Annotated in this window: 10 protein-coding genes; 4 read left to right on the top strand and 6 right to left on the bottom strand. The window is 58.3% G+C overall.

What is annotated here, in order from left to right:
- Window positions 1-147: 147 nt before the first annotated feature.
- Window positions 148-2,784: a bifunctional acetaldehyde-CoA/alcohol dehydrogenase gene (gene adhE, locus V9K67_RS17045; RefSeq protein ID WP_336724431.1), complete on the bottom strand. Its 2,637-nt coding sequence runs from the start codon at window positions 2,782-2,784 to the stop codon at window positions 148-150.
- 253 nt (window positions 2,785-3,037) lie between these two features.
- Between adhE and V9K67_RS17040 the strand changes: the two genes are divergently transcribed.
- A complete protein-coding gene (locus tag V9K67_RS17040; RefSeq protein ID WP_336724429.1) occupies window positions 3,038-4,051 on the top strand; it encodes a LacI family DNA-binding transcriptional regulator in 1,014 nt (337 codons plus the stop codon).
- 42 nt (window positions 4,052-4,093) lie between these two features.
- Here the strand turns inward: V9K67_RS17040 and V9K67_RS17035 are convergent, their stop codons facing one another.
- The 4 genes from V9K67_RS17035 to V9K67_RS17020 form a co-directional block, all read right to left on the bottom strand.
- Window positions 4,094-5,491: a carbohydrate porin gene (locus V9K67_RS17035; RefSeq protein ID WP_336724427.1), complete on the bottom strand. Its 1,398-nt coding sequence runs from the start codon at window positions 5,489-5,491 to the stop codon at window positions 4,094-4,096.
- Between the two features lie 184 nt (window positions 5,492-5,675).
- Window positions 5,676-6,548 (bottom strand): sugar phosphate isomerase/epimerase family protein, encoded by an 873-nt coding sequence (locus tag V9K67_RS17030; RefSeq protein ID WP_336724426.1) that lies wholly within the window; start codon window positions 6,546-6,548, stop codon window positions 5,676-5,678.
- Window positions 6,549-6,652: 104 nt separating this feature from the next.
- Window positions 6,653-7,951 carry an L-fucose:H+ symporter permease gene (gene fucP / locus V9K67_RS17025; protein ID WP_336724424.1) on the bottom strand — a complete coding sequence of 433 codons (1,299 nt, stop codon included), beginning with the start codon at window positions 7,949-7,951 and terminating at the stop codon, window positions 6,653-6,655.
- Between the two features lie 120 nt (window positions 7,952-8,071).
- Window positions 8,072-9,022, bottom strand: coding sequence for a carbohydrate kinase family protein (locus tag V9K67_RS17020; RefSeq protein WP_336724423.1), 951 nt, complete (start codon window positions 9,020-9,022; stop codon window positions 8,072-8,074).
- A gap of 317 nt (window positions 9,023-9,339) precedes the next feature.
- Between V9K67_RS17020 and V9K67_RS17015 the strand changes: the two genes are divergently transcribed.
- From V9K67_RS17015 to tcmP, 3 genes are all read left to right on the top strand, one after another.
- Window positions 9,340-9,972, top strand: coding sequence for an NAD(P)H-dependent oxidoreductase (locus V9K67_RS17015; protein WP_336724422.1), 633 nt, complete (start codon window positions 9,340-9,342; stop codon window positions 9,970-9,972).
- 205 nt (window positions 9,973-10,177) lie between these two features.
- Window positions 10,178-10,753, top strand: coding sequence for a DsbA family protein (locus tag V9K67_RS17010; RefSeq protein WP_336724421.1), 576 nt, complete (start codon window positions 10,178-10,180; stop codon window positions 10,751-10,753).
- Between the two features lie 169 nt (window positions 10,754-10,922).
- Window positions 10,923-11,861: a three-Cys-motif partner protein TcmP gene (gene tcmP / locus V9K67_RS17005; protein ID WP_336724419.1), complete on the top strand. Its 939-nt coding sequence runs from the start codon at window positions 10,923-10,925 to the stop codon at window positions 11,859-11,861.
- 118 nt (window positions 11,862-11,979) lie between these two features.
- On the opposite strand, the gene V9K67_RS17000 is transcribed toward tcmP, so the two are convergent.
- Entirely contained in the window at window positions 11,980-13,236 is a 1,257-nt protein-coding gene (locus tag V9K67_RS17000; protein ID WP_336724415.1) for a homoserine dehydrogenase, read from the bottom strand.
- Between the last annotated feature and the right edge of the window lie 12 nt (window positions 13,237-13,248).

Genomic DNA, 13,248 nt, shown 5'->3' with positions numbered 1-13,248 from the left:
CGGAAAGCTACGCTTTTTCAAGAAATTCTTCATAGATGGCTTTTGGGGGTACCGGTCGGGATCACCTGCAGGGAGGCTGGAATGGGACGAAAAAAAATCCCGGGGCCCTCCGGCCGCCGGGATTTTATTCAAAAGCATTCACGGTGCTTATCCTTCCGCCACCAGTTCCGCGGCAGGGACTTCCTGGGTCACCTGTTGTTTACGGCCTTCGTAGGCGGTGATGTAGATCTGTTTGAGCTCGCTGATCAGCGGGTAGCGCGGGTTGGCGCCGGTACACTGGTCGTCGAACGCCTGCTCCGACATCTCGTCCAGGGTGGCGTAATACCGTTCCCTGTTGACACCGTATTCCTTGATGGAGCCGGGAATGCCTACCTTGGCTTTCAGCTCGTCGATGGCTTTCACCAGCAGCTCGATCTTTTCGTCGTCGCTGGTGCCGCCCAGTTCCAGGTAATCGGCAATGCGGGTATAGCGCCACTTGGCATTGGGGTATTTGTACTGCGGGAACGCCGCCTGCTTGCGCGGGTTGTCCACCGCGTTGAAGCGGATCACTTCGGAGATCAGCAGCCCGTTGGCTACGCCGTGGGCGATATGGTGGGTGGCGCCCAGCTTATGCGCCAGCGAGTGGCAGACGCCCAGGAAGGCGTTGGCAAACGCCATCCCCGCGATGGTAGCGGCATGGGCCATCTTTTCCCGCGCCTTGATGTTGGTGGCGCCTTCGGTGTATGCCAGCGGCAGGTATTTGAAGATCAGCCGGATGGCTTCCAGGGCCAAACCGTTGGTGTATTCCGAGGCCAGCACCGACACATAGGCTTCCAGCGCATGGGTCAGCGCATCGATGCCCGAAGCGGCGGTGAGGCCGTGCGGCATGCGCATCATCAGCTCGGCGTCCACGATGGCGATATCCGGCGTCAGCTCGTAATCGGCCAGGGGGTACTTGATGCCGGTCTTTTCATCGGTGATCACCGCGAAGGGCGTTACTTCGGAACCCGTACCGGCGGAAGTGGGAATGGCTACGAATAGCGCCTTTTCACCCATTTTGGGGAAGGGGTACACCCGCTTGCGGATGTCCATGAAGCGCATGGCCAGGTCTTCGAACCGCACCTCCGGATGCTCGTACAGCACCCACATGATCTTGGCGGCATCCATAGGCGATCCGCCGCCCAGGGCAATAACCGTATCGGGATTAAAGGAGATCATTTCCTCGGCTCCCTTGCGGGCGCAGGCCAGGGTGGGATCGGGTTCCACGTCCGAGAAAACGCGGATGTCCAGGCCGTTCTCTTCCAGCACTTTGATCACGGGTTCCAGGAAGCCCAGCTCGTTCAGCACCCTGTCGGTGACGATAAAGGCTTTTTTGCGTCCCAGTTCCTTCAGCTCCCTGAGGGCAACGGGCAGGCAGCCGTACTTGAAATAGGTCTTTTCCGGCACCCGGAACCACAGCATGTTTTCCCTGCGGTTGGCCACGCTCTTGATATTGAGCAGGTGTTTCACCCCCACGTTCTCCGAAACGGAGTTGCCGCCCCAGGAACCGCAACCCAGGGTAAGGGAGGGAGAAAGCTTGAAGTTGAAGATGTCGCCGATGGCGCCCTGCGAGGAAGGCATGTTGATGATGGTGCGGCCGGTTTTCATGGAAACGCCAAAAGTTTCCACGCGGGCGGCGCTTTTCACCGGGTCGGTGTAGAGCACCGAGGTATGGCCGAAGCCGCCCAGCTCTACCAGCCGTACCGCCTTTTTGAGGGCTTCGTCAAAGTCCGGGGCATGGTACATGGCCAGGATGGTGCACAGCTTTTCGTGCGAGAACGGTTCTTCCAGCTCCACGCTGTCCACTTCGCCGATCAGCACCTTGGTTTCTTCCGGCACCGATATGCCGGCCAGGGCGGCGATCTTAGCGGCCGGTTGACCCACGATTTGGGAATTCAGGACGCCGTTGACCAGAATGAGCTGGCGGATTTTATCCACCTCGTCGGGCTGGAGAATATAGGCGCCTCTTTCCAGAAATTCCCGGCGTACTTCGTCGTACACTTCATCCACCACGATCACCGACTGTTCGGAGGCGCAGATCATGCCGTTGTCGAAGGTTTTGGAGAGCAGCACCGAGTTGACGGCCATTTTGAGGTGGGCGGTTTCATCGATGATGGCGGGCGTGTTGCCGGCGCCGACGCCAATGGCGGGCTTGCCCGAAGAGTAGGCCGCTTTCACCATACCGGGGCCGCCGGTGGCCAGGATCAGGTCGGCCTTGGCCATCACCACCTGCGACAGCTCCACGGAAGGCTCGTCGATCCAGCCGATGATGCCTTCGGGGGCGCCGGCCGCCACGGCAGCATCGTACACGATGCGGGCGGCGGCTATGGTCGAGTTTTTAGCGCGGGGATGGGGCGAGAAGATAATACCGTTGCGGGTTTTCAGCGCAATGAGCGCCTTAAAGATGGCGGTAGAGGTGGGGTTGGTGGTGGGCACCACGGCAGCCACCACGCCGATGGGCTCCGCTATTTTGGCCAGGCCAAAGGCCTCATCGTTTTCAATGACCCCGCAGGTCTTTTCATTCTTGTACTGGTTGTAAATGTATTCGGAAGCAAAGTGGTTTTTAATGACCTTGTCTTCCACGAGGCCCATGCCGGTTTCGGCTACGGCCATTTTCGCCAGTTGGATACGGGCGTTGTTGGCGGCGATGGCGGCTTGGCGGAAAATTTCGTCCACCTGTTCCTGCGTATAGGTGGCATACTGCTTTTGCGCCTGACGGATCTGGTCGATCTTTTGGTTCAGCGCTTCAACGTTGTTAATGCTCATGATGCGGTAAGAAGGTTTGTGGCCAGGCTGTTGCGCGGCAACGGTCTGTGCCGGTTAGAAAAAAATAAAGGCAGGGATTGAGCTAACGTTAGGGCTTTTCAGGAGTATGGGTTGGTGGCGTAAAGGTACCATTTTTCCCTACCGTGCATCTGATACGGATCAACGTAATGAATGACTCCGGTCAACGGCAGGGCTCGCAAATCATGACCGCCGGCAGGGACTGGGTTTCTTTTTAGTATCTTGCCCGGACGATATGAAAAAGATTTCCATTAGTGAGATAGCCAAAATGGCTGGGGTGGCGCCCTCCACCGTATCGCTGGTGGTGAGCGGCAAGGCCCGCGAACGTCGCATCAGCAAAGAGCTGGAGGCCAAAGTGATGGAGGTGGTGGAGAAGGTGGGCTACAAGCCCAACCAGCTGGCGGTGAGCTTTCGTACCGGCAAGTCCATGACCATCGGGCTGCTGGTGGAGAATATTTCCGGGAACTTTTTCGGCTCGCTGGCCAAAGTGCTGCAGGAAGCCATGGAGCGGTTTGGCTACCAGGTGATCTATTGCAGCACGGATAACGATCCCGAAAAAGGCCGGGCGCTGATCGATATGCTGTCGCAGCGCCTGCTCGACGGCTTTTTGGTAACCCCGACGGTGGGCATGAAGGACGATATCACCGCCCTGGCCGCACAGGGCAAGCCCGTGGTGCTCCTCGACGCCTACTTTCCCGACCTGGACGTGCCTTATGTGCTGACCGATAACTTTTCGGCCATTACCGAAGGCATGGAACACCTGCTGCACAAGGGCTATCAAAACATTGCCTTCGTCACCATCGACCTGCCGCTGAACCATATGCTCGACCGGCTGCAGGCCTACCGGGCGGCGCTGGAGCAGCAGGGGCTGCCGGTGCAGGAAGAAAATATTCTAAAGGTAAAGCACAACTGTACAAAGCCCGAAGGAGCGCAAATCATTGCCGATTTTCTAAAAAGCCGTCCCGGCCTCGATGCCGTATTTTTCGATACCGACTACCTGGGGGTGATGGGCCTGGGCAGCATGAAAAAGCTGGGGCTGAAAATACCGGCCGACCTGGCGGTGATCTGTTTCGACGACCACGACGTTTTTTCCAACTATACCCCGGAAGTGACCGCCATCCGGCAGGACGTGGATAAGATCGGCCAGACGGCCGTCAAGATCCTCATGGGCGAGCTGGGCGCCGGCCCCAAAGTAAAAAAGAACCAGGTGAAGGTAAAGGCGCAACTGATTGAACGAGCTTCGGTGTAAGATGTTAGCCCGGCTCCCGCCTACGGGGGCCGGGCTGAAGCCTTAAAACAACCACCATTCGCAGCGTACGCCCAGGAAAGTGCCCCAGGACTTGTTGCCGGCCTGTTGCAAAAAAGCGGAATAGGCATTGTCGCGGGCCTGCCGGTTGTAATGGGCCACGGAAAAAATGGCCCGGATGTGGGGGCGTGCCCAGGGATCGCGTTCACCTGTGGGAACCAGTGTAGGCGCCACCGTGAATTTCAACATGGAAGCATAGGGGTCGTCGCCGTCGCGGCGCAGGGTATAATGTACTTCGTTCAGCAGGTGGAACCAGTCGGACAGGTACACGAAGCTGCGGAAGCCGGCGGCGATGTCGGTCTTTTTATTAAAAGTGGTCTTGCCGTAATAATCCTTGCCGGTCTGGTAGCCGGCGGCGCCGCGGCTCTTGGTAAACAGGCCGTAGCCGTTCAGGCTGAAGCGCTTCGACAGGTTCAGCAGGAAGTGTTCCACTACCGCTACCGAATAAGCGCCGGTAAATTTGCGGGTCGAAAAATCGGGGGCCCCGTAAGTGATCCAGGTCTTGGTGTCGCCGTTGTCGCCGCCGTTGGCGATGCCGGTGCCGATACGGGCCGACAGGTCCTGGAACGAGCCTTTCTTTACCGTGGAAAGGGGCGTGTGGTGCTTGGCGCCCAGCACCCAGCCGTTGTCGCCGGGGTATTGCGGATCGGAATTTTTCACCACTTTGTGCATGCGGTGGTATTCTCCCATCAGCTTCAGGCTGCCGCCACCGGGCAGGGGCAGGATCTGTTCGCCGATCAGCACCGTGCGCTGGCGCAGCGAACGCGCCGGTGTTCCCGCAGCCGTATTGACAAAGGTGTAGGGCGGCGGGGTGCCGGAAGTATCCATGACAGCGGGAAAAACAGCGGTCAGCGAGGTGTTTTTATAGGATACCCCAAACCCTTCGGAGGAGTGGTCGTCGAAGTAAAAATAGTCGTTGATGTGGATGTCATCGTGGCGCATGTAGCGGGCGCCGGCCCAGGCCGACCATTTGGTGCCGGCAATGTTGCGGGCTTCCACGAAGGCTTCGGGCAGGCTAACGGTCAGCCCGTCGAGCGAGCGGGAGTTGACATTGGCCAGGAACTGGCCGCCGCCGGAATACAGACCCAGGCGGGCCTGGAAAACGATGTCGGTGGTATCCTTATGGGCATTGGCCGGGGTAAAATGCAGGGCGGGCAGCAGGTCTATGTAATCGCCCTGTTCCAGGCGGCCGCCGATGGATCCCTGGCCCCGCAGGTTGAGCGAACGGCCGGTACGGCCTTCCAACGACGGCGAATAGCCGAAGCCCACCCGCCCGGTGGAACCCAGTGAAAATTTTTTGTTGGCGATCACCGGCTGGCAAACCGCCGGTAAGGTGAAGGATAAAAGAATAACGCTAAGCAGCATTGTGAGGAGTACTTTCATGGCAAGTGCATTTAAAACGTTGTTGAAGCGGAAGCGGAGAGCGGGCGGGAAATGTAAAATGTAAAAGGAGGATAAAAGCAGGCAACTGAAGAAAGAGGAGGGGAATATCAGGAGGGAAAAAAATGCCTTGTCCTTATGTTCCCATTTACATTTTACTGTTTTGCAGTTTACGTTTTCCGGGATGTTACGGTTTACATTCCAGGCTTGTTTCCACCAGTCCCCATTGTTTCGCTTTTTCCTGCATAAAGCGGAGGCTGCCGGTGGCCAGGTCTTCGGAATTGTAGCGGGACGTCCGCCAGAGCGAGGTGGGTCCTACCAGTTCGGCCAGTTCGGAGGAAAAGTTTTCCAGCACCAGGCAGCCGTTGAAGCCCCCCTGTGCCAACCCCCGGAACAGGTCGTCCCAGCGCACGTTCCCTTCGCCCAGCATACCCCGGTCGTTTTCGGTCATGTGCAGGTAGCGCAGGCGGTTTCCGGCCTGTACCACGGGATGGTAAAAGCTGTTTTCCTCGATGTTCATATGAAAAGTATCGAGCATCAGGGCCAGGTTGGCGGCACCGGTCGAGCGGACCAGCTCCAGGGTTTCGGCCGCGGAGGTCAACACATAGGTCTCGTAGCGGTTGATGGGTTCCAGCGCTACCGTGATGCCCCGTTGCCCGGCATAGGCGGCCACTTCGGTAAATACCTGCCGCAGGAGGGCTTTTTCATGGGCGGTGCAGGGTTCGCCGCTAAAGGCGCCGATGGCCCCGTACAGCACGCCGCCCAGGAAATTGCCCCCCATTTCGGCCACCTTATCCAGCGCTCCTTTCAGGTGGCGCAGGCCTTTTTCGGGATACAGGGGCAGGTGGCAGTCTTTGGGAAGGATCAGCGAGCAGCGTCCTTCAATACCAGAGCGGTCCAGTTGCTTTTTTACGGTGGCGGCGTCCAGCTCCAGCGAGGAAGGCAGCGAAATTTCCAGCAGGTCGAAGCCGGCGGCGGCGGTTTTCTGAATGGCATATAATCCTCCTTCCGGTGTCCATTTCGGTATCCAAGAAAGAATCGATGCTCCAAATTTTACCATGATAAGAAGAATAAGAAGATGAGTAATGCGGGATGAGTAAAGAGAGGGGAAGGAGGGTCAATGGCCTATTTACGGATGATTATTGGCCATTGACCCTTGACGCTTTACGATTTCACTTTAAAGAGCTTCGTTCCGAACAGGAACACCACTACGTAGCAGATAATGGGCAGGTAATAAGCGGCGGCCACATCGTGGTTGGCTACCAGGCCCATGAGCGGCGGGAAGACGGCGCCGCCCACAACGCCCATCACGATAAAGGAAGAGGCCTGCTGCGTATGCGCTCCCAGGTCCTTGAGGCCGAGGCTGAAGATGGTGGGGAACATGATGCTGAAAAAGAAGTTGATCAGCAGCAGGGCGATAAAGGAAGGCCAGCCCCAGCTCTGCGCCACCACCAGGCAGCTCAGGATGCTGCCGAGGGCAAAGAGCGCCAGCAGTTTGTTGGGGGCGATGTAGCGCATCAACGCCGTACCTACGAACCGGCCGATCATCATCATCACCATGCTCAGGGCAAAATAATAGGCCGAGGTTTCACCGGTAAAGCCCATCTTCTCCACGCCGTAATTGATAAAAAAGGCCCAGGTGCCGCCCTGCGAGGCCACGCAGAAGAACTGTGCCACCACCGCCCAAACGAAGTGCTTATGGGCAAACAGGGATTTCTTTTTGCCGCCTTCCAGGGGCACCACCTGGCCGCCTGCTTCCGCAGCATGATCCTGGGAGGAAAGCTGGGGCACTTTTACCAGTGAAAAGCCCAGTGCCAGCAGCACGATCACACCGCCGATCACCTGGTACAGCAGCTTTACCGAAGAAAGGTCGTGGCTGCCGTCCTGGCCGCCGCGCAGCAGGAAGTAACCGCCGATCAGGGGCCCGATCACCGCACCCAGGCCGTTGAACGACTGGGCAAAGTTCAGCCGCTGGTCACTGAATTTCTGGTGCCCCAGGGCCGCTACAAACGGATGGGCAACGGTTTCCAGGGTAGCCAGGCCGCAGGCCAGTACAAACAGGGCCAGGCGGAAGAAGGTAAAGGAGCCGGCATTGGCGGCAGGCACAAACAGGAAGGCGCCGGCAGCATAGAGCAACAATCCCAGCAGCACGCCCTTTTTATAACCAAACCGTTTCATAAACAACCCGGCCGGGATGCCCATGACGGCATAAGCGCCAAAAATGGAAAACTGCACCAGGCCCGACTCGGACTTGGATACATGCAACACATCCTGGAAGTGCCGGTTGAGCACATCGCCCATGGTGATGGCCAGTCCCCAGAGGAGGAACAGGGAGGTGACGAAAATAAGGGTAACAACAAATTTCTTTTCCGTAAAGGAGGGTTTTTTGCCTTCGGCCACCCGGGTGTTTTCGGGTTGCGAAACGGTCAGGGCGGGTTGGGCAAGGGAGCGAGCGGGGTTCATAGACAAACAATTGAGGAGTGAATAAATAAGCGAAGAGGGAGGAAAAAGGGTGGGGAGGGCAAGAGGCGCCCTGCCGGCCTGTCACAGGCCGGGAGGGGAGTGCTTTGCGAGGGGGGAGGTTTACACTGCCAGGCCGTAACGGGCGGCAGAGGCCTGTTCCTGGAAGGCTACTTCCTGTTCCTTGCGGGTTTTAAAGGCTTCGAGCTGGTCCAGGCTGTAGGCGGGGCAGGCGCCGTGGTGCATGGTCACGTACGCCCCCAAGGCCACGGCATAGCAAAGGGCGGTGTCGGTATAAGCGCCCTGCAGGCGTTTGGCCAGGAAGCCGGCCAGGAAGGCGTCGCCGCTGCCCACCGTATCGGCTACCGGCACCTTGTAGGCCGGGATGTCCAGCCGCAGGTCCTGTGTATAGTAGGAGGCGCCGCTGCTGCCGCGGGTCACCAGCACCTCGGTGATGCCGAACTTGTCCTGCAGCAGCTTCACGCGGTCCGAATCGGTATGGCAGATGTCATGGAACCAGTGGGTGACCATTTCCAGCTCGGCGACATTCAGCTTCAGCAGGTCGGTACGGTACAGCAGCCGTTCAATGTTTTCGGGGGTGTAATTGGGGGCGCGCAGGTTGATGTCGAACACCTTGTAGGAGGCGGTTTCCAGCAGGGAATGAAGGGTTTCGCGGGAGGGGGCGTTGCGGGTGGCCAGGCTGCCGAACACCAGCGCATCGGCCTGTTGCAGCAGGGGCCGGAACTCGGGCCGGTATTCGATATGGTCCCAGGCCACGGGAAACAGGATGTTGTAGGAGACTTCGTGGTGCTCGCCTACCACGGCATGCACCTCGCTGGTGGCATAGGTGGTATCGGTCTGGCAGAAGTCGGCCGAAAGGTTCCAGGAGCGCAGCAGGCCGGTCAGCTTTTCGCCCCGTTCGTCGGCGCCGACACGGCTGATAAGGGTGGTATGGATCCCCAGCTGGTTCAGGTGGTAAGCCACGTTCATGGGGGCGCCACCAGGCTGGGTGGCCGTGGGCAGGATGTCCCATAAGATCTCGCCAAAGCAAACAACGTTAGGTTTCTGAAGCATAAAATAGAGTTGACGGTGAGTGTATGAATCGTTATTGTTGGGTCGGCCCCCGGGGGTGCCTTTGCGTACTTGCTAAATCAAAGCTAGGATGCAAAATTGATTTTGCAAAATCAATTTTGCAAAAAGCAAAAGATTTTTTCCGGGCCCAAATGTTTTCGAAATGTTATTGTTCGGCCTACAGGTTTGCAGAATAAATAACACTTCATACATTTGCTAACGGTGTTATTAAAGTGGCCAGGGTGGTGGGAGCGGAGCTCCTTTTTCTTTCCCCCGGCGCCTAACACCGTTAGAAATCATAACCACAAAATAAACTTTGTATGAACCTGATCGATGCGCTCCAGTGGCGGTATGCCGCCAAACGGATGAATGGCCAGAAAGTAGCTCCCGAGAAAATCCAGAACATCCTCGACGCCGCCCGGCTGGCGCCTTCCTCCATGGGCCTGCAGCCCTATACCATCCTGGTGATCGAGAACGAGGAGCTGCGCAAAAAGCTGCAGCCCGCCGCCTACAACCAGCCCCAGATCGCCGAGGCCTCGCACCTGCTGGTCTTTGCCGCCTGGACCGACGTGACCGAAGCGCAGGTGGAAGCCTATATCCAAAACATTGTCGCCACCCGGGGCGTGTCGGCCGAAAGCCTCGAAGCATTTAAGGGCGCCCTGCTCGGCATCGTGCACCACCGCACCCGCGAGCAGAAAGCCGAATGGGCCGCCCGCCAGGCCTATATCGCCTTTGGTACGGCCATCGCCGCCGCCGCCGTGGAGCAGGTGGACGCCACTCCTATGGAAGGCTTCGATCCCCAGGCCGTGGATGCCCTGCTGCAACTGGAAGAGCAGGGGCTGCGGGCCGTTACCCTGCTGCCCCTGGGCTACCGCGACGCCGAAAACGACTTCCTGGCCCACGCTAAAAAGGTGCGCCGCGATGCCCGCGAACTGATCGTGGAAGTTGCCTGACCACAAAGGGGTACCGGCAACCGCCGGCAGCAGGCAGGCCGGCTTTCCGAAAGGGAAAGCCGGTGCCTGTTCCAGGCGCTTACGGATGACCGTTAACCGGCGGGCATCCCTTACCCGGCGCTCCGCCTATAATTGGCGATTCTCTAACAAAACGGGCGTAAATTTTGCAAACTTCTTATCCTTTAACCGGAAAAAAACAGGAACTATGAGACAACAGAAGGAACTGGCACCTGTCATTGAACCGAAGGATGTGGTCATCGGCGACCCCGCCGCCCCCATAACGATTACCGAGTTCGGTGACTATGAAAGCGAGGCCTGCGCCAAGGCCGCGGGGGTAGTGAATTCGCTGCTGGAAAAGTATGCGGGCAAGGTCAACTTTGTTTTTCGGCACTTCCCGCTCACCCGGATTCACCAGCGGGCCCATAAGGCTGCCGAAGCCGCCATTGCCGCCGCCCAGGAAGGAAAGTTTTTCGAAATGCACCAGGCCCTGTTCGACAACCGCCGCAACCTGGGCGTCATCAGCCTGAAGTCCTATGCCAAGGAAATCGGTGTCACCAACAAGCGCTTCCTGGACGACCTGATCAACGGCACCTACGGCTGGAACGTCCAGGGCGACCTGATGGAAGGCATCCATAAGGGCGTGACCAACGTGCCCGCCTTTTTCCTGAACGAGGAACGCTTTGAGCAGGAGCCTACCCTGGAACGCCTCAGCGCCCGCATCGACTCCCTCCTGAAAGGAAAGGTCTCCGGCAGTAAAACCAGTAAAAAACTTCGAGCTTAAAGAGTTCCTGAGTTTCTAAGTTCCTGAGTTGGCGGACGCCGGCAGCAAGTCCACTGGCTTATAAAAAAAATGTAACTCAGGAAACCTGAAATCGGAAACTGCGGGTCGCCGGCGTTAGCCAACTCAGGAACTTTTTTCGCATTTGCCAACTTTTGCTAAGTTTGTTAGTATGCAAGCCCGCTTTTTTGATCAGCAGCGTTCGGGGTCCAAAGTTAAAAGCAGCCTCCTGGTTCCCTACTTTGCCCACTGGGCACGGATCGTGTTGCCCGTGGCCGTAAAGGCCGGCGGTACCTTCTGCTATGCCGATTTTTCTTCCGGCCCCGGCAGGCACGAGGACGGCACCGATGCTTCCCCGCTCCAGGTCCTTCAGTTGGCCGCACAGGCCTTCCCGTTGGGCGAGCACTTTACCGGCCTGTTTTCGGACCGCGAGCAAAAGAACCGCATCCGCCTGAAAAAAGAACTGGCGGCGCTGTCCATTGGTGAGGGGGGGCTGCCGCATGCGCCCCGCGTAGAACCTATGGCCACCGCCGAGGAGGTGCTGGCGCAGCTGGAGGCGCTGGTCCAAACCCCTGCGCTGGTGGCGCTGGAACCCTGGGGCTACAAAGGCCTGCGCCTGGATACCCTGGCGGCACGGCTATTCGAGAGCGGCCCCGACTGCCTGTTTTCCTTTCAACCCGCTCCGGTGCTGGCCGCGGTGGTTAATCCCTTCCAGGCAAAGAACGTGGACGCCTTTTTCGGCAAGGAAGAAGCGGACAAGCTGCGGGCCGGCGCGGAGCTGCTCAATACCGCCCAGCGCGAAGAACTGGCCCTCAATACCTTCCTGCGCTGTCTGAAGCAGGCAAAGCGGTACCATTTTCTCATTTACCAGCAGGGGGCGGACGCCAACGGCCATGCGGGCCGCTTTTTCGTGTTCGCCACCCGCAACCTCCAGCGCTACCATTTTATGGAGACCATCATGCAGGGTTGCGGCCGCCCGGCGGCACCCGAACCTTCTTCCCGCCCTGCCCGCGCTGGCAAAAGGGCACGTCCCGTACAGCCCACCCTGTTCGACCGCCAACGGCGGCGGCAGCGCCCCGAGTCCGCCCTTTTTGCCCCGGCTTTCGTTTAGGAAAGGGTTCGGAACCCTGGTCATGGCTTTCCTGTCGGCAACAGCCTGCAAGGGTTCCGAACCCTGGTGCTATGCTGAAGTTCTGCACCTGAATGATATTTTCGGCTGTTGCGGCCTGTTATATCGCCACACCTCCTAACTCGAGGCTTCTTCTTTTCAAGCGGCGGATTTCCACCGACTCCTCGATGGCTTCGGGCAGCAGGATCAGCGAGGTGTGGTGTTCCTTCCACCAGTTACCCTCCTTTAATTCCCGGTAGGCGATCACACCGGTCAGGTAGGTAAACTGTTCCTCTTCATGTATCTTTTCAATCCATTCAAATCGTTCCCGGGGGATCTGCCTGCGGTTGCTAAAGCGGACGAACACACGTAAATGATAATCTTCGCAAAGCGTGGCGGGCTCCTGCTGCCGCAGTTTTTTGTATTCGTATTTGTAGCCGTAGCGCAGGGCCGCGATATCGCTCAGGAGGGCGGAAGCCGTCGGAAAGCCGCCGGCCCCCTTGCCGTAAAAGAACTGGCGGTCGGCAAAATGGCTTTCCAGCTCCACCCCGTTGTATTCGTTAGAAACGGCAAAAAGGGTATCCGTCGCCGGCACAAACTGGGGCAGCACGTAGGCGGCGATGCGGCCGTTGCGCAGCTTGCGGGCCTGGGCCACCAGCCGGATAACGCAGTTCTTTTCCCGTGCCAGCCGCACATCGGTGGCGGTAATCTGCTGAATGCCGGTGAACAACAGGTCGTCGGGGCCCGTAACGATGCCATAGGCATGGGCCAGCAGCAGGCACCATTTATGCGCCGCATCATGGCCCTGTACGTCCAGCGCCGGGTCTTTTTCGGCAAAGCCCTGCGCCTGGGCGGCGATCAGCGCCTGCGGAAAGCCCGACCGGTCTTCGGTCATCCTGGTCAGGATATAGTTGGTGGAACCGTTCACGATGCCCCGGAGCGCATGCAGCAGGTCGTTGTCGTAATATTCTTCCAGGTTGCGGACAATGGGAATGGAGGCGCAGGCGGCCGCTTCGTACAGCAGGGAACCTCCGGTCTGCTGTTGCAGCCGCAGCAGCTCGGTCAGGTGGGCGGCAATCATTTTCTTGCTGGCGCTGACCACCTGTTTGCCGTTGCGCAGGGCCGTGGACACGATGGCGAAGGCGGCATCGGCCTCGTTGATCACTTCCACGATCACGTTGATGGCGGGGTCGTTCAGCAGCTCGTCGCGGTCGGTAGTAAACAGCTCCGGCGGGGCATTTCTTTTCTTACGGGAATCCTGGATGCACACCTTTTTGATTTCCGCCTGCAGGGAGGGTGTCTGCCGCAGCACCTGGTACAGGGCTTCGCCTACAACGCCGAAGCCGAAAAGTCCAATAGTCAATTTTTTGTTGCTCATGTAGTCACTGTT

It is taken from the genome of Huijunlia imazamoxiresistens (genome assembly GCF_037132455.1).
GTDB classification, from domain to species: domain Bacteria; phylum Bacteroidota; class Bacteroidia; order Chitinophagales; family Chitinophagaceae; genus Flavisolibacter; species Flavisolibacter imazamoxiresistens.
The sequence above is the reverse complement of the archived record's forward strand: the minus strand, read 5'-3'. Positions and strand labels throughout refer to the sequence as shown.

Bases quoted from the DNA above. Each gene is read 5' to 3' on its own strand.
- V9K67_RS17035 (WP_336724427.1), bottom strand. From the start codon at position 5,491: ATGAAAGTACTCCTCACAATGCTGCTTAGCGTTATTCTTTTATCCTTC.
- tcmP (WP_336724419.1), top strand. From the start codon at position 10,923: ATGCAAGCCCGCTTTTTTGATCAGCAGCGTTCGGGGTCCAAAGTTAAA.
- V9K67_RS17040 (WP_336724429.1), top strand. From the start codon at position 3,038: ATGAAAAAGATTTCCATTAGTGAGATAGCCAAAATGGCTGGGGTGGCG.
- V9K67_RS17010 (WP_336724421.1), top strand. From the start codon at position 10,178: ATGAGACAACAGAAGGAACTGGCACCTGTCATTGAACCGAAGGATGTG.
- adhE (WP_336724431.1), bottom strand. From the start codon at position 2,784: ATGAGCATTAACAACGTTGAAGCGCTGAACCAAAAGATCGACCAGATC.
- V9K67_RS17015 (WP_336724422.1), top strand. From the start codon at position 9,340: ATGAACCTGATCGATGCGCTCCAGTGGCGGTATGCCGCCAAACGGATG.
- fucP (WP_336724424.1), bottom strand. From the start codon at position 7,951: ATGAACCCCGCTCGCTCCCTTGCCCAACCCGCCCTGACCGTTTCGCAA.
- V9K67_RS17020 (WP_336724423.1), bottom strand. From the start codon at position 9,022: ATGCTTCAGAAACCTAACGTTGTTTGCTTTGGCGAGATCTTATGGGAC.
- V9K67_RS17000 (WP_336724415.1), bottom strand. From the start codon at position 13,236: ATGAGCAACAAAAAATTGACTATTGGACTTTTCGGCTTCGGCGTTGTA.
- V9K67_RS17030 (WP_336724426.1), bottom strand. From the start codon at position 6,548: ATGGTAAAATTTGGAGCATCGATTCTTTCTTGGATACCGAAATGGACA.